This window comes from Micromonospora echinospora (assembly GCF_900091495.1).
Taxonomy (GTDB): Bacteria; Actinomycetota; Actinomycetes; order Mycobacteriales; family Micromonosporaceae; genus Micromonospora; species Micromonospora echinospora.
Genome location: NZ_LT607413.1, coordinates 2196770 through 2212202, shown reverse-complemented (window position 1 = coordinate 2212202; position 15433 = coordinate 2196770). Strand labels below are relative to the sequence as shown.

Here is a 15433-nt window from a genome sequence, read left to right as displayed (position 1 = left end):
GGCCGAGACACGCCCCGCTCGGCCTCGGTTACCGGCGGCCGGACCGCTTGACCAGGAGGGCGACCAGGCCGACGACGAGCGCAGCGGTCACGACGACGCAGAGCAGGACGGCTATGTGCCACGGCTTCAGAGCACCCATGCCAGGCACCGTACCGCCCGTGGTCACCTTGTCCACCGGGCTGCTTCGGCCCTACGGCTGTGCTCAGCGGCCGCCCCGCCGACGGCGGCGACGGCCGGTGCGCTTGTCGTTGAGCACCGGCCAGTCGGTCAGCCGGGACGGTGGCACGCCCTGGCGGAGCAGGTCGTCGAGGAGCAGCGCCATCGAGTAGTCGGGGTTGCGGGCGAGCACCCGTTCCAGGGCGACCGCCGCCAACGCACCCTGCCCGGCCCGGAACGCGGCGAAGGCCAGCAGGCAGCCCGGCGCGGCGCTCACCTCCGGCTCGCCCCGGCGGAACACGTCCGTCCAGAGCGCGAGGTGCTCGTCCGCGCCGTCGGTGCGTTCCCACACCTCGTCCCGCGCCGGCACGAAGGTCAGCAGTACGCCGAGCCAGGCGACGTCGTCGTCGGTCGACCGCTCCCCGCGTCGGGTCCGTTCCACCGCCGCGCGGTGCGCCTGCCGGGCGGCCCCGATCATCGCCCGACCGGAGATCAGTTCCTCCGGGGCCACCGCACCGAGCAGGTCACCGAGTCGTTCCCGGGCCTGCACGGTGGCCTCGCGCATCGCCTCCCGGGCCGGCCCCTCCACCGGGGCCACCTGGGCGGTCAACGCCGCCCGGTCCGGAAGGGCGACCTGCCCGGCGAAGACGGCGGCGGCGGTGACCTGGCTGGCCCGGGGGTCGTACCGGGTGCCCTCCGGCGGGCAACACCCCGGGTCGACGCAGAGGTACGACCAGTAGCGCTCGTCCTCCACCCGCAGGGCGTCCAACACGGCGAGGCCGATCCCGTCCAGCTCGCGGCGGACCGCGTCGAGCGTCGCGGTGACCCGGGCGGCCGGACCGTACCCGATGGCGGTGGCCGCGTCGGCGCCCTGCCGGCCGATCACGGCGGCAAGGTACCGGGCGACGGGGCCGGGGTCGGTCCCGGGTGGTGCCAGGTCGGCGCGCGCGGCGAAGATGATCTGCTTTTCCCGGAGCGCGACCAGCACCACGCTGTCGGCCGGGTGGAAGCCGAGAAGGTACGGCACGGCGGCGATCAGGTCGGCGGGGGAGCGGACGGCGAGCCGGGGGCGGTCGGTGGAGTTCATGTCCGCAGCCTGCGCCGGGGACGGACCGGCGGGCAGGCCCTGTGGACGACACGCGTTCCGTCCACAGGTCTAGGGCGCTCCGGCCCAGGTCAGCGCGAACGTGCAGTCAGTGCAGGATCGCGTGTGCGGCGGGAGGCGAGACAGCGAGGGCGACGTGCCGACCGGTGGGCGCACAGATGGGGCAGCTCGACAGCGTCCCGACGGGCACCATGCCGCCGTCCACCGGCTACCTTGCGCTCATGGACCTGGCCTACCTGCGGGCGCACCCGGCGCACCTGCCGACCTTCCTGACCCATCAGCGGATCCGGGAGACGCCGGTCTCCGGCGGCAGCATCTGCGCCGCCTCCCGGCTCACCCTGGACGACGGCCACTCGGTCTTCGCCAAGACCTGGCCGGAGGGAGCCGCACAGCCGGTCCCGGCGGGGTTCTTCACGACCGAGGCCGCCGGACTGCGCTGGCTGCGCGACGCGGACGCGGTGGCCGTGCCCGAGGTGCTGGTGGCGCTGCCGGAGCTGCTGGCAGTCGACTGGATCGAGCCCGGCGAGCCGACGCCCGCCGCCGCCGAGCGGTTCGGGCGGGAGCTGGCCGCGTTGCACCGCAGCGGCGCACCGGTGTTCGGGGCCGACTGGCCCGGCTTCGTCGGCGCGCTCGACCAGGACAACACCCCCGATCCGGGGCCGTGGTCGACCTGGTTCGCGCAGCGCCGGCTCCTGCCGTACCTCCGGCGCTCGGTCGACGTCGGCGCGCTCACTGCCACCGAGACCGCGCTGGTCGAGCGGGTGATCGACACCATCGGGGAGTACGGCGGCGACGAGCCGCCGGCCCGGATCCACGGTGACCTGTGGCCGGGCAACGTCGTCTGGGGCCTGGACGGGCGGGCCTGGCTGGTGGACCCGGCCGCGCACGGTGGCCACCGGGAGACCGACCTGGCCCAGCTGGCGCTCTTCGGCGGCGCACCCCACCTGGACCGGATCCTGGCCGCCTACCGGGAGGCGTGGCCGCTGGCCGACGGATGGCGGGACCGGGTGCCCCTGCACCAGCTCCACCTGCTGCTGGTGCACACCGCGGCGTTCGGCGCAACCTGGCGAGAGGCGGTCGGCCGGTGTGTCCGGGAGGTCATCGACGGAACCCCCGGCCGCGCTACCGTCGAGCGATGAGCGCGGACCAGCCGAACGCGTACGGCCTCGTCGACCGGTACGGCCGGACCGCCCGCAGCCTGCGCGTGTCGTTGACCGACAAGTGCAACCTGCGGTGCACGTACTGCATGCCGGCGGAGGGACTGCCCTGGCTGGCCGGGCCCGACCTGCTCACCGACGACGAGGTCGTCCGGCTGGTCGGGGTGGCGGTGCGCCGGCTCGGGGTGACCGAGGTGCGGTTCACCGGTGGGGAGCCGCTGATCCGCCCCGGGCTCACCCGGATCGTGGCCGCCGTGGCGGCCCTGGCTCCCCGCCCCCGGATCTCGCTGACCACGAACGGGATCGGACTGGACCGGGTCGCGCCCGCGCTGGTCGCCGCCGGCCTGGACCGGGTGAACGTCTCCCTGGACACCCTGGACGCCGACCGGTTCGTCCGGTTGACCCGGCGGCCCCGGCTCGCGGACGTGCTCGCCGGCCTGGCCGGAGCGGCGGCGGCCGGACTCCGTCCGGTCAAGGTCAACGCGGTGCTGATGCGCGGGGTCAACGACGACGAGGCACCGGCCCTGCTCCGCTTCGCGCTGGCCCACGGCTACGAGCTGCGGTTCATCGAGCAGATGCCGCTGGACGCACAGCACGGCTGGGACCGGTCCGCCATGGTCACCGCCGACGAGATCCTCACCGCTCTGACCGGGGCGTTCGACCTGAGACCCGACCCGGTCGTACGCGGGGCGACCCCGGCCGAGAGCTGGCTGGTCGACGGCGGCCCGGCCCGGGTCGGGGTGATCGCCAGCGTCACGCGGCCGTTCTGCGGTGACTGCGACCGCACCCGGCTCACCGCCGACGGGCAGGTCCGGTCCTGCCTCTTCGCCACCAGGGAGTCCGACCTGCGCGGGGCGCTGCGCGCCGGGGCGGACGACGCCGAACTGGCCCGCCGCTGGCAGCGGGCGATGTGGGACAAGGCCGCCGGACACGGCATCGACGACCCGACCTTCCTGCAACCCGCCCGGCCGATGTCGGCGATCGGAGGCTGACGTGCGACCGGACACCGGGACCCCGCAGGGGCCGCCTGAGACGCAGGTCACCATCCGCTACTTCGCCGGGGCCCGGGCCGCCGCCGGACGCGCCGAGGAGAGCGCCGCCGCCGGGCGTACGCTCGACGAGGTCCTCGACGACCTGGTCGGGCGGCACGGCGACCGGCTCGCCCGGGTGCTCCAGGCCGCGAGTTTCCTGGTCGACGGCGTGACCTGTCATGATCGTCGGACCCCGCTCCCCGCCGGGGCCACGATCGACGTCCTACCCCCGTTCGCCGGGGGCTGAGGGAGGCAACGCGTGTTGGCGGTCCTGGGCTTCGTGGGCACCCTGGCCCTGGTCACCGGTCTGATCCACCTCTACCTCTGGAAGCGGCTGGTCCGGGACACCACCCGCCCCGGTCGCTGGCGACGGATCGGCACGGTCACCGTGCTGGTGCTGGCGGTGCTCGTACCGGTGACCATGGTCGGCACCCAGGCGGGCCTCTACTGGCTGGCCTGGCCCGGGTACCTCTGGCTGGCGGTGATGTTCTACCTGCTGGTCGTCCTGGTCGCGCTGGAGGTGCCGATGCTGGTGGCCCGGCTGGTGCTGCGCCGCCGGGTCGTCGCCGCCGAACCGACCGCCGCCGCCCCGGAACCGGCCCTGGTGGGGGCCGCCGGCACCGCCGACCCGCCGGCCGCCGACGCGGTCCGGCAACCCGACCACGACCCGTCCCGCCGGCTGCTGCTGGCCCGCGGCGCGGCGATCTTCGCCGGGCTCACCGCCACCGGTGTGACCGGGTACGGCATCCGCACCGCGCTCGGCCCGCCCCAGCTCGACCGGGTGCAGATCCCGCTGGCGAAGCTGCCCCGCAGCATGGACGGGCTGCGCATCGCCACCGTCTCCGACATCCACCTCGGCCCGCTGCGCGGGCGGGCGCACACCGAGCGGATCGTGGCCGCCATCAACCGGCTCGACGCCGACCTGGTCGCGGTCGTCGGCGACCTGGTCGACGGCAGTGTCGCCGAACTGGGCGAGGCCGCCGCTCCCCTGCGCGACCTGCGTTCCCGCTTCGGCAGCTTCTTCGTCACCGGCAACCACGAGTACTACTCCGGCGTCGAGGAGTGGGTGCAGGAGGTGGACCGGCTCGGCCTGCGGGTGCTCCAGAACGAGCGGTTGGAGATCGCCGCCCGGGGTGGCGTGCTCGACCTGGCCGGGGTGAACGACCCGTCCGGCGAGGGCGGCACCGGCCTGGCCGCCGGGCCGGACTACGCGGCGGCGCTCGGCGACCGCGACACCTCCCGGCCGGTGGTGCTCCTGGCCCACCAGCCGGTGGCCGCGCTGGAGGCCTCGAAGTTCGACGTCGACCTGCAACTGAGCGGACACACCCACGGCGGGCAGATCGTGCCGTTCAACCTGGCCGTCCGACTCGAACAGCCGGTCGTCTCCGGTCTCGGCGAGGTGGACGGCACCAAGGTCTACGTGACCAACGGCGCCGGCTTCTGGGGCCCGCCGGTACGCGTCGGCGCGGAGCCCCAGATCACCCTGGTCGAACTCCGTTCCCGCTGAACGTACATACCGGTCACCGTGGCGAGGACGAGGATCGCGGCCAGCTCGATGCCGAGCCGGGTGGCGCGCCACCACGATGACCACCGTCTCGAAGGGACGGTCGCGCAACTGACCGAGGGTTCTCATCGCCTGTTCCTCTGCCCGGATGCGTCATGACACCAGGTCGGCCGTCACGGCGGCGTCACGTCCCGCGGGCGGGCGACGATGGGACGCCGGAGCGTCACGGGGATTACCCACGTCACCGCCGCGCGTGGCGCGGAGCGGCCCTCCGGCCGGGCGTGACAGGATGCGGCGTGTCTCCGTTCAGCGCCGTACCCTCCGGTGGCCCCTCGCCGTTCGTCGCGGACCTGCACATCCACTCGAAGTACTCGCGGGCGTGCAGCCGCGACCTGACGTTGCCGAACCTGGGCTGGTGGGCCCGACGCAAGGGCATCGGCGTGCTCGGCACCGGCGACTTCACCCACCCCGCCTGGTACGACCACCTGCGGGAGACCCTGCACCCGGCCGAGCCCGGCCTGTACCGGCTCGGCCCCGAGGCCGAGCGGGACATCGCCCGTCGGCTCCCGCCCCGGCTGGCCGACGCGGCGGAGGCGGACCCGGTCCGGTTCATGCTCAGCGTGGAGATCTCCACGATCTACAAGCGGGGCGACCGGACGCGCAAGGTGCATCACCTGATCTACCTGCCCGACCTGGACGCGGTGGCCCGGTTCAACGCCGCCCTCGGCCGGATCGGCAATCTCGGCTCTGACGGCCGCCCCATCCTCGGGCTGGACTCGCGGGACCTGCTGGAGATCACCCTGGAGGCGAGTCCGGACGGGTATCTCGTCCCCGCGCACATCTGGACGCCGTGGTTCTCGGCGCTCGGCTCGAAGTCCGGTTTCGACGCGATCGCCGACTGCTACGCCGACCTGGCCGGGCACATCTTCGCGGTGGAGACCGGGCTCTCCTCCGACCCGGCGATGAACTGGCGGGTGGCCAGCCTCGACGCGTACCGGCTGGTGTCCAACTCGGACGCCCACTCGCCGCCCGCGCTGGCCCGCGAGGCGACGGTCTTCGCCACCGGACGGGACTACTTCGCCATCCGCGACGCGCTGCGGACCGGCGACGGGCTGGCCGGGACGATCGAGTTCTTCCCGGAGGAGGGGAAGTACCACGCCGACGGACACCGGGTCTGCGGGGTGAACTGGTCGCCCGAGCAGACCCGGGCGGCCGGCGGGCGCTGCCCGGAGTGCGGCAAGCCGCTCACCGTCGGCGTGCTCAGCCGGATCGAGGAGCTGGCCGACCGGACCGAGGGCCACCGCCCGGAGCAGGCCCGCGAGGTCACCCACCTGGTGCCGCTCGCCGAGATCCTCGGTGAGATCAACAAGGTGGGCCCCCGCTCGAAGAAGGTGGAGGGGAAGCTCAACGACCTGGTCGCCGCGCTCGGCCCGGAGTTGGAGATCCTGACCACCACTCCGCTCGACGAGCTCCAGCGGGTCGGCGGCGAAGTGCTCGCCGAGGGGATCGGCCGACTCCGGCGGGGCGAGGTGCGCCGGGTGCCCGGCTACGACGGCGAGTACGGGGTGATCACCCTCTTCGACCCTGCCGAGCTGGGCGCCGCCGGCCAGTCGGGCGGCCAGGAGACGCTGTTCGACGTACCCGTGCCGAAGCAGCGGTCGCCGAAGGAGCCGGCGGCCGTGCCCCGGGCCAAGAGCCCGGCGAAGGCCGAACCGAAACGGCGGCCGGCCCGCGAGACCCCGCCGCCCGCGCCGCCGATCGCGCCCGCGCCCTCGCCGCACGAACCGTTCGAGCCGATGCTCGCCGGGATGGAGGAGGTCGGCACCGGCCTGTTGGACCGGCTGGACGCGATGCAGCGGGTGGCCGCCTCCGCGCCCGGCGGGCCGCTGCTGATCGTCGCCGGTCCGGGCACCGGGAAGACCCGGACGCTGACCCACCGGATCGCCTACCTCTGTGCCGAGCTGAACGTCTTCCCGGAGACCTGCCTGGCGATCACCTTCACCCGGCGGGCCGCCGAGGAGCTGCGGCACCGCCTCGACGGGCTGCTCGGACCGGTCGCCGAGGACGTCACCGTCGGCACGTTCCACTCGCTCGGGCTGACCATCCTGCGGGAGAACGCCGAGGCGGCCGGGTTGCCGCCGGACTTCCGGATCGCCGACGACGCGGACCGGACGACGGCCCGCGCCGAGGCTGGTGACGACGAGGGCACCTACACCGCCCTGCTGCGCAAACAGCACCTCGTCGACCTGGACGAGCTGCTCACCCTCCCGGTCGAGCTGCTGCGCGGCGACCGGAAGCTGGTGCAGCGGTACCGGGAGCGGTGGCGGTGGATCTTCGTCGACGAGTACCAGGACGTCGACGCCGTCCAGTACGACCTGCTGCGGCTGCTCAGCCCGGCGGACGGCAACCTCTGCGCGATCGGTGACCCGGACCAGGCGATCTACTCGTTCCGGGGTGCGGACGTCGGCTACTTCCTCCGGTTCTCGGAGGACTTCACGGACGCCCGACTGGTCCGGCTGAACCGCAACTACCGCTCGTCGGCACCGATCCTGGCCGCCGCGGTGCAGGCCATCGCGCCGTCCTCGCTGGTCCGGGGCCGCCGGCTGGATCCGGCCCGCCTCGACCCGGAGGCGCCGCTGGTGGGCCGCTACCCGGCGGCATCGGTCGCCGACGAGGCCGACTTCGTGGTACGCACCATCGACGAACTGGTCGGCGGCCTCTCCCACCGGTCGCTGGACTCCGGACGCATCGACGGCCGGGGGTCGAACGTCTCGTTCTCCGACATCGCCGTGCTGTACCGCACCGACGCCCAGGCAGCCCCGATCCTGGACGCCCTGGCGCGGGCGAACATCCCGGTGCAGAAGCGCTCGCACGACCGGCTGCGGGACCGCCCCGGCGTGTCGGCCATCGCCCGCGAGCTGCGACACGCCGACGGGCTCGACGGTGGGCTGCCGGCCCGGGTACGCCTGGTCGGGCAGGTGCTCGCCGACCGGTTCGCCACGCCCACCCTGGACTCCACCGGCTCGGTCCGTCCCGAGGACGTCCGCACGGCGGTGGACCTGCTCACCCCGCTGGCCCGACGCTGCGGCGACGACCTGCCGCTGTTCCTCTCGCAGCTCGCCACCGGAGCCGAGGTCGACGCGCTGGACCCGCGCGCCGAGGCGGTCACCCTGCTCACCCTGCACGCCGCGAAGGGCCTGGAGTTCCCGGTGGTCTTCCTGGTCGGCTGCGAGGACGGACTGCTGCCGCTGCGCTGGCCCGGTTCGACGCCGGACGAGGACGACGTCGCCGAGGAGCGGCGGCTGTTCTTCGTCGGACTGACCCGTGCCCAGGACCGGCTCTACGTCAGTCACGCGGCACGGCGGACCCGGCACGGGTCGGAACGGGACTGCCGCCCGTCGCCCTTCCTCGACGTGATCGACCCGGGCCTCTTCGAGCGTCTCGGCGGCGAGGAGCCGGCCCGGCCGAAGAACCGTCAGCTCCGTCTGATGTGACCGGCGCATGCCGGCCGTGGCGTCCGGTGGGGCGGCACCCGCCGCAGGTGACGGCACACGTGGAGCATGAGCGGAGCGGGTCGGTCACGCTACGGTGACCAGGGCGGCGTCCCCGTGGTGTCCGGCCGCCGACCACTCGTGCCCAGGAGGCGAGCATGGCGAACTACGGACCACCGGGTGCGAACCGCCCGGAGCCGTGGCACGAACCGCCGGACGACTACCCGTGGCACGGCTACGGGCCGGAGCGGTTCCCCCCGGAGCCGACGGAACCGCCCCGGCGGCCCGGCGGGCGGGGCCGGACGGTCGCGGTGCTCGCCGTGCTGGCGCTGCTGGTGCTCGGCGGTGGCGCGGCCCTGTTCCACTTCACGCGTGCCGACGAGGCCGAACCGCCGGTCACCGCGCCGCCCTCGGCCACACCGTCCGGTCAGCCGGACGGGGCGGTGGACGCCTCACCAAACGCCCTGGCCCCCGAGTCGTCGGCTGACCCGCGCTTCGCGAAGGAGGGGCAGTGCGTCCGCAACGACGGTGCGGCCGGCGGCCGGCCGAAGCTGCTGGTCACCGAGTGCGCGCCGAAGACCTACGAGGTGCTGCGACGGTTCGACGAGGCGACCAGCGGCGAGAAGGACGCCGAGGCGAAGTGCGCCGACGTCGGCGGGTACACCGACTGGTACTTCTACAACAGCGAGCTGGACACCCTCGACTTCGTGCTCTGCCTGAGACTGCGCTGACACCGCAGGCGGGCCGGAGCCGCTAACCGAATCTAGGGCTGTCTAGCCTGGACGGCAGAGTCCCCTAGATTCCGCTCGATCCTCCTCGCCCGGCGAGACACGCCGATGCCGTCCTCTACGTATGTCTAGCTGCGGCGCTAGACGGCCCGATACGGTGCGAGACGTGGATCCGGTCCGCAACCCGTACGCCCCGGGCGCTGGGCAGCGTCCCCCCGAGCTGGCCGGCCGGGGGCGGGAGCTGGACGTCTTCGACATCGTGCTGGAGCGGATCGCCCGGGGCCGCCCGGAACGCAGCCTGATGCTCACCGGCCTGCGCGGGGTGGGCAAGACGGTGCTGCTCAACACGCTGCGGTCCCAGGCCATCGGCCGGCTCTGGGGCACCGGCAAGATCGAGGCGCGGCCGGACCAGTCGCTGCGCCGGCCGGTGGCGGCGGCCCTGCACATGGCGGTGCGGGAACTCGCACCCCGGCACCGCGCTCCCGAACGGATCGACGCCTTCCTCGGCGTGCTCAAGGCGTTCGCCCAGCGTGGTGCGGCCACGGTGGGCGGGAGGGCCGGCGCGCCCCGGCTGCGGGACCGCTGGCAGCCGGGGATCGACGTGCCGGCCAGCAGCGGTCGGGCCGATTCCGGGGACATCGAGATCGACCTGGTGGAGCTGCTCACCGACGCGGCGAGCGTGGCCGCCGACGTCGGCACCGGCATCGCGGTCTTCATCGACGAGATGCAGGACGTCGGCCCGGAGGACGTCAGTGCGCTCTGCGCCGCCTGCCACGAGTTGTCCCAGCTCGGCGCGCCGCTGATCGTGGTCGGTGCCGGGCTGCCGCACCTGCCGGCGGTGCTCAGCGCGGCGAAGTCCTACTCGGAGCGGCTCTACCGCTACCAGCGCATCGACCGGCTCGACCGGATCGCCGCCGACCAGGCGCTCTGCGCACCGGCCGCCCGGGAGGAGGTCGAGTACGAGCCGAAGGCGCTGGACCTGCTCTACGAGTCCTCCGGCGGCTACCCGTACTTCGTCCAGGCGTACGGGAAGGCCACCTGGGACCACGCGCCCCGCTCGCCGATCACCGCCGCCGACGTCCGGGTGGCGGCGCCCGAGGCCGAGGCGGAGCTGGCGGTGGGCTTCTTCGGGTCCCGGTTCGAGCGGGCCACCCCGGCCGAGCGGGAGTACATGCGGGCGATGGCGACCCTGTCCCGGGTCGACGGCGACCCCGGGGAGACCCGGGACGACATGGACGCGGCGGTGCCGACCGCCGAGATCGCCCGGGCGCTGGAGCGGAAGCCCGCCAGCCTCTCCCCGGCCCGGGACGCGCTGATCAAGAAGGGGTTGATCTACTCCGGGGAGCGCGGCACGGTGGCGTTCACCGTCCCGCACTTCGGCCGTTACCTGCGGACCCAGCCGGGCTGACCGGCCACCGGGATCGACGTCGGCGATCCGGGCGACGCCGCGCCCGAACCCGCTGCTGCACCTGCGGGCTCACCGACTCCGCATGCTGCCGCGACTCACACGCGGGACCAGGGGGGCGGGAAGACCACCTCGCCCCGGGGCACCCCGACCTCTCCGCTGAGGGTCGGCGGCAGCACCAGTGCCTGCCACGGCTCGCCCAGGCCGGACCAGGGGCTGGACAGTCCCATCCGGTCCGCCCGGTCGAACCCGAACCGCCGGTAGTACGCCGGGTCACCGAGCACCACGACCAGCCGCTCGCCAAGCTCGGTGGCCGCTTCCAGGGCGGCCTGCACCACGGAGACACCGAGGCCGATCCGCTGTCGGTGCGGTGCGACCGCCACCGGTCCGAGCGCCAGGGCCGGGAACTGGCCGGGGTCGACGCGGACCCGGGTCAGCAGGGCGTAGCCGACCACCTCACCGCCGTACTCGGCGACCATGGCCAGCTCCGGGATCCAGGCGTCGCTGTCGCGCAGTTCGTCGACCAGCCCCACCTCGGGCGGGACCGGCACGCCCGCGCGGGCGAAGGCTCCGGCGAGCACCCGGCGGACCGGGTCGGCGTCGGCAGGTCCCTCGGGTCGCAGCCGCAGCGTGGTCATCCGGGCACGTTACCCGTCCCGGCAGGTCCACCCGGGACGGACTCGCCGGCCGCCCCGGGGTCGGGACGGCGGGCCCGACACGTCAGGACGGAACTCGCGGGCAGATCGACGGTTGCAGCCATGATCCTGGCCGCCACGGGGTATGACTGAGCCATGAAACCCGTACGCTCCCTCGCCCGTGCTCTGCTGAGCGGCATCTTCCTGGCCAGTGGGGTCCAGCAGTTGCGCAACCCGGCGCACTTCACCGCGCAGGCCAAGCCGGTCACCGACCGGGTCACCCCGCTGCTCGAACAGGCCGGCGGCGCCCTGCCCAGCGACGCCGAGACGCTGGTCCGGGCCAACGGCGCGGCGCAGGTGGCCGGCGGGCTGATGCTCGCCACCGGGCACTTCACCCGGCCCGCCGCGCTGCTGCTGGCCGGCTCGCTGGTGCCGACCACGCTCGCCGGTCATCCCTTCTGGACCGCCGACGACCCGGCCGCGCGCATGAACCAGCAGGTGCACTTCCTGAAGAACCTCGGGTTGCTCGGCGGCCTGCTGCTCGCCGCGGCGGACACCCAGGGCCGGCCGAGTCTGCGCTGGCGTGCCGGACACCGGATCGGCCATTCCCGACGCTCGGTACAGCGCGCGGTCCGGACCGCCCGCCGGGAGACCCGACTTGCGGTACGGACGGCGGCGGCGGCCCGTCGGCTCCCCGGCTGACCGGTCGCCCACCCCACACACGACCCGTCGACAGCCCGGCTGACCTGGCCGGGCACTCTCTCGTCCAAGGGCCTCACCCCCCGCTAAGGCCGCTAATCACCTGAACCACCCGCGATGCGTTAACGCGGTGGAAATGTCAAAAACTGGTGTGGGATCGGACACGGTCGCATAACGCGGGAGGCATCAACGTGAGGCACCGTTCTAGGCTCCGTGCGGGACCTGGACGGACAGGACGAAGTTGGTACGGGGGTGGCCACACCATGCCGGCGACCGTCGGGAGACGGGCGGACCGACTCGCCCCCGTGCGCCGTGCAGCCCGCAGGTTGGACCGCCGCACGGCCGTCCGGCTGGGCATCGTGGCTGCCGCCGTCTACGCCGCCTGGATCGCCATCGGCGAGTTCGGCCGGCCGTACAACTTCTTCGACATGAAGATCTACCACGGCGCGATGGTCTGGTGGGCCAGCGGCAACGAGCTGTACGACTTCATCGCCCCCGACACCACCCTGGGTTTCACCTACCCGCCCTTCGGTGGGCTGGTCATGCTGCCCATGGCGCACCTGCCGGTCGGGGTCGCCGGCTGGTTCAACGCGCTCGGGAGCACCGCCGCGCTGGCGGTCGTCCTGGCCGGGCTGCTCCGGCCGGTCGTCGACCGGATCGGGCAGCCGCTGTGGTTCACGGTCGCGGTCGCGGTGCCACTCGCGGTCGCCATCGAGCCGGTCCGCGAGACGCTCGGCTACGGCCAGGTCAACCTGCTGCTCTTCGCGCTGGTCATGGCCGACCTGATCGGCCTGCGGTGGCGGTCCCGGCGGGGCACCCGGTACCGCCGGGACGACGGCCCGCTGCGCCGGTTCGTGTTCAGCGGCGTCTGGGCCGGCGCGGGGATCGGGCTGGCCACCTCGATCAAGCTCACCCCGGCGCTGTTCATCGTGTACCTGCTGATCACCCGGCAGTGGCGGGCGGCGGCGACCGCGGTCGGCACCGCGATCGGTGTCACGCTGGGCATGTTCACGTTGGCCGGCACGGAGTCCCGGGCGTACTTCACCCGGGTGCTCTGGCAGACCGAGCGGGTCGGCGCGGCCGACATGACCCCCAACCAGTCCCTCGCCGGGCTGTTGGCCCGGCTCTACGACTCGATCGAGACGCCCGGCTTGCTCTGGCTGGCGTTCGCGGTGCTGATGCTCGCGCTCGGTCTCTCCCGGGCGGCCAACGCCCGCGCCGACGGCGACGAACTGACCGCGTTCACCCTGGTCGGGCTCACCACCAACGTGATCAGTCCGATCTCCTGGACGCACCACCTGGTATGGGTGATCCCGGCGATCGTGGTGCTCGCCGACGCCGCGCTACGGCGGCGTGAGGCGAGCCGGGGGCCGATGCAGCGCTCCGGTGCGGCGTCGTACGGCGGCCCACCCGGGGTCAACGGCCTCCGCCCCCCGATCTGGTACCCGACCATGACCGGGTTCCGGCACGCGGCCGCCGCCGTCCTGCTCTACCTGCTCTTCCTGGTCTCGCCGATCTGGCCGTACGAGCACCAGCTCCCCGAGGTGTCGCACTACGCCGACGGCCTGTTCGGCGCGCTGATGGAGAACTCGCTGGCTCTGGCGCTGATCGTGCTGGTGGCGGCCCTGCCGTGGCGGCCCGGTGCCGAGCCGGCCTTCTACGCCGACCGGCTGGGCCGACCCGACCTGGTCGCCCGCCGCTGACCGTCGTCCACGTCCACGTCCACTGTCGGCTGATACCGACTGTGGGCCGGCGCCAGCCCGTCGGCCCGACACCGGCTGCCCGGTCAGGGGCAGTTGACCCACTCCTCGGTGCCGTCGGCGAAGACCTGCCGCTTCCAGATCGGCAGCCGCGCCTTCACCTCGTCGACCAGACGGGCGCAGGCGGCGAAGGCCGCCGCCCGGTGGGCCGTGCTGACCGTCGCGACCAGGGCCGCGTCCCCGATCTCCAGCGGGCCGATCCGGTGCGACACGGCGACCGCGTACACGTCCGGGTCGGCGGCCACCTCGGCGGCCACCGCGCGGAGCACCTCGGCGGCACTGGGGTGCCCCTCGTACTCCAACGTGTGCACCGACCGGCCGTGGTCGTGGTCGCGGACCACCCCCTGGAAGGTGACCACCGCACCGGCCCGGCGGGCGGCGACCGCCGCCTCGTGGGCGGCGACGTCCAGCGGTGCGGTGGTGACCTCGGCGATCACCACCGGGTGGTCGGTCGCCGGGTGGACGGTCACGACGTACGCTCCCCGGGCAGCAGCGGCAACGGCACGACCGGTACCCGTGCCCCGGCCTCCCCGGTGGTGTCCGGCCGGATCACCGCGAACCCGTCGGCGCCGGCCAGCCCGCGCAGCATGGCGGAGCCGACGTGGCGGACCGGGTGGGCGGTGCCGGACGCGGCGTCCAGCCGGACGAGGGCCAGGTGGGTGTAGGCGCCCCGGCCCCGGACCGGCTCGGCCAGGGTGGCGTACGACAGCGCCGGCATCGGCCGGCCCTGGAGTCCGGCGAGCAGCGGGGCCACCAGCGAGACCAGCGCGACGATCGCCGACTGCGGGTTGCCGGGCAGCCCGGCGACGAAGCGGGCCCGCCCGTCGTCCCCGACCAGCCGGGCCAGCAGCATCGGGAAGCCGGGCCGGACCGCCACCGTGTTGACGACGTAGTCGGCCCCGAGGGCCTGGAGCGCGGGGTGCAGGTGGTCGACCGGCCCGTGCATCGTCCCGCCCGTGGTGCAGACCAGGTCCGCCCCGGTCAGGGCGGTACGTAGGGCGGCCACGTGGGCCGGGAGCGTGTCGGCGACCGGGCCGACGACGTCGGCGGGACGCACCTGGCAGCCGTACCGCCGCAGCCAGGCCGGCACCGCCGGGCCCAGCGCGTCGCGGACCCGGCCGGCGGCGGGCGGGCCGGCGGTGAGCAGCTCGTCCCCGAAGACGAGCAGCGCGGCCCGGGGCGGCCGGCGGACCGGCAGCGAGTCGTGGCCGCAGGAGGCGGCCAGCCCGATCAGCCCCGGGTCGACCGGGGTGCCGGTGGGCAGCAGTTCCTCGCCGGCCCGCGCCTCCTCGCCCGTCGGTCGCCACTCGGGGGCGGGTCGGGGCGTGCCGCTCACCCGACCGTCGGCGGTGCGCGTGGACTCCTCGATCCGCAGGATGGCGGCGGTGCCCTCGGGCACCATCGCGCCGGTGGCGATCTCGACGGTCGTGCCGTCCCCGGTCAGGGGCTCCGGGGTGCCGCCGGCGAGCACCCGGCCGACGACCCGCCACGGCCCCGGGCCACGCACCGCCCATCCGTCCACGCTGGAGGTGGGGAAGGCGGGCAGGTCGGTACGGGGCGTCAGCGGTTCGGCGAGGGTGTGCCCGTCGGCCTCGGCGAGCGGCCGGGTGACGACGGGGAGCGCGGCGGCCAGGCCGACCGCGTAGACCCGGGCGCGGGCCTCCTCCCAGCCGGCCGGCGGGGGTGCGCCACCCGGATCCCCGACGGTGTGGCTCCCGGTCAGCTCACTGCGCACGCTCACGCGGACCACCCTATCGGGGGG

The 15433-nt window shown here is 74.3% G+C and carries 13 protein-coding genes; 9 read left to right on the top strand and 4 right to left on the bottom strand.

The features are described from left to right. Window positions 1–202 precede the first annotated feature (202 nt). The gene (locus GA0070618_RS10100) at window positions 203–1243 is read right to left on the bottom strand and encodes a DUF4192 domain-containing protein (RefSeq protein ID WP_088981416.1); all 1041 of its coding nucleotides are present in this window, start codon (window positions 1241–1243) and stop codon (window positions 203–205) included. Window positions 1244–1482: 239 nt separating this feature from the next. Here GA0070618_RS10100 and GA0070618_RS10095 point away from each other — a divergent pair, with 239 nt between their 5' ends. From GA0070618_RS10095 to GA0070618_RS10065, 7 genes are all read left to right on the top strand, one after another. Next, window positions 1483–2400, top strand: a complete 918-nt coding sequence (locus GA0070618_RS10095) for a fructosamine kinase family protein (RefSeq protein WP_088985420.1) — start codon at window positions 1483–1485, stop codon at window positions 2398–2400. After that, window positions 2397–3410: a GTP 3',8-cyclase MoaA gene (moaA, locus tag GA0070618_RS10090; protein WP_088981415.1), complete on the top strand. Its 1014-nt coding sequence runs from the start codon at window positions 2397–2399 to the stop codon at window positions 3408–3410. Before GA0070618_RS10095 ends, moaA begins: the two co-directional genes overlap by 4 nt. 1 nt (window position 3411) lies before the next feature. Beyond that, window positions 3412–3696, top strand: a complete 285-nt coding sequence (locus GA0070618_RS10085; protein ID WP_088981414.1) for a MoaD/ThiS family protein — start codon at window positions 3412–3414, stop codon at window positions 3694–3696. A 12-nt stretch (window positions 3697–3708) separates the two neighbouring features. After that, window positions 3709–4956, top strand: coding sequence for a metallophosphoesterase (locus tag GA0070618_RS10080; protein WP_088981413.1), 1248 nt, complete (start codon window positions 3709–3711; stop codon window positions 4954–4956). Between the two features lie 293 nt (window positions 4957–5249). Then, entirely contained in the window at window positions 5250–8447 is a 3198-nt protein-coding gene (locus GA0070618_RS10075; protein WP_088981412.1) for a UvrD-helicase domain-containing protein, read from the top strand. A gap of 155 nt (window positions 8448–8602) precedes the next feature. After that, entirely contained in the window at window positions 8603–9175 is a 573-nt protein-coding gene (locus GA0070618_RS10070; RefSeq protein WP_088981411.1) for an LppU/SCO3897 family protein, read from the top strand. Window positions 9176–9338: 163 nt separating this feature from the next. Next, window positions 9339–10580 (top strand): ATP-binding protein, encoded by a 1242-nt coding sequence (locus tag GA0070618_RS10065; protein WP_088981410.1) that lies wholly within the window; start codon window positions 9339–9341, stop codon window positions 10578–10580. A 95-nt stretch (window positions 10581–10675) separates the two neighbouring features. Here the strand turns inward: GA0070618_RS10065 and GA0070618_RS10060 are convergent, their stop codons facing one another. Next, window positions 10676–11215 (bottom strand): GNAT family N-acetyltransferase, encoded by a 540-nt coding sequence (locus GA0070618_RS10060; protein WP_088981409.1) that lies wholly within the window; start codon window positions 11213–11215, stop codon window positions 10676–10678. 153 nt (window positions 11216–11368) lie between these two features. Between GA0070618_RS10060 and GA0070618_RS10055 the strand changes: the two genes are divergently transcribed. Beyond that, complete coding sequence (locus GA0070618_RS10055; RefSeq protein WP_088981408.1) at window positions 11369–11914, top strand: DoxX family protein; 546 nt, start codon at window positions 11369–11371, stop codon at window positions 11912–11914. 260 nt (window positions 11915–12174) lie between these two features. Beyond that, the gene (locus GA0070618_RS10050) at window positions 12175–13614 is read left to right on the top strand and encodes a glycosyltransferase 87 family protein (protein ID WP_088981407.1); all 1440 of its coding nucleotides are present in this window, start codon (window positions 12175–12177) and stop codon (window positions 13612–13614) included. Window positions 13615–13697: 83 nt separating this feature from the next. Here GA0070618_RS10050 and GA0070618_RS10045 read toward each other — a convergent pair whose 3' ends face one another. After that, a complete protein-coding gene (locus GA0070618_RS10045; protein WP_088985418.1) occupies window positions 13698–14111 on the bottom strand; it encodes a molybdenum cofactor biosynthesis protein MoaE in 414 nt (137 codons plus the stop codon). Window positions 14112–14137: 26 nt separating this feature from the next. Further along, the gene (locus tag GA0070618_RS10040) at window positions 14138–15394 is read right to left on the bottom strand and encodes a molybdopterin molybdotransferase MoeA (protein ID WP_088985419.1); all 1257 of its coding nucleotides are present in this window, start codon (window positions 15392–15394) and stop codon (window positions 14138–14140) included. Window positions 15395–15433 lie beyond the last annotated feature (39 nt).

Bases quoted from the DNA above. Each gene is read 5' to 3' on its own strand.
- GA0070618_RS10100 (WP_088981416.1), bottom strand. From the start codon at position 1,243: ATGAACTCCACCGACCGCCCCCGGCTCGCCGTCCGCTCCCCCGCCGAC.
- GA0070618_RS10095 (WP_088985420.1), top strand. From the start codon at position 1,483: ATGGACCTGGCCTACCTGCGGGCGCACCCGGCGCACCTGCCGACCTTC.
- moaA (WP_088981415.1), top strand. From the start codon at position 2,397: ATGAGCGCGGACCAGCCGAACGCGTACGGCCTCGTCGACCGGTACGGC.
- GA0070618_RS10070 (WP_088981411.1), top strand. From the start codon at position 8,603: ATGGCGAACTACGGACCACCGGGTGCGAACCGCCCGGAGCCGTGGCAC.
- GA0070618_RS10060 (WP_088981409.1), bottom strand. From the start codon at position 11,215: ATGACCACGCTGCGGCTGCGACCCGAGGGACCTGCCGACGCCGACCCG.
- GA0070618_RS10055 (WP_088981408.1), top strand. From the start codon at position 11,369: ATGAAACCCGTACGCTCCCTCGCCCGTGCTCTGCTGAGCGGCATCTTC.
- GA0070618_RS10050 (WP_088981407.1), top strand. From the start codon at position 12,175: ATGCCGGCGACCGTCGGGAGACGGGCGGACCGACTCGCCCCCGTGCGC.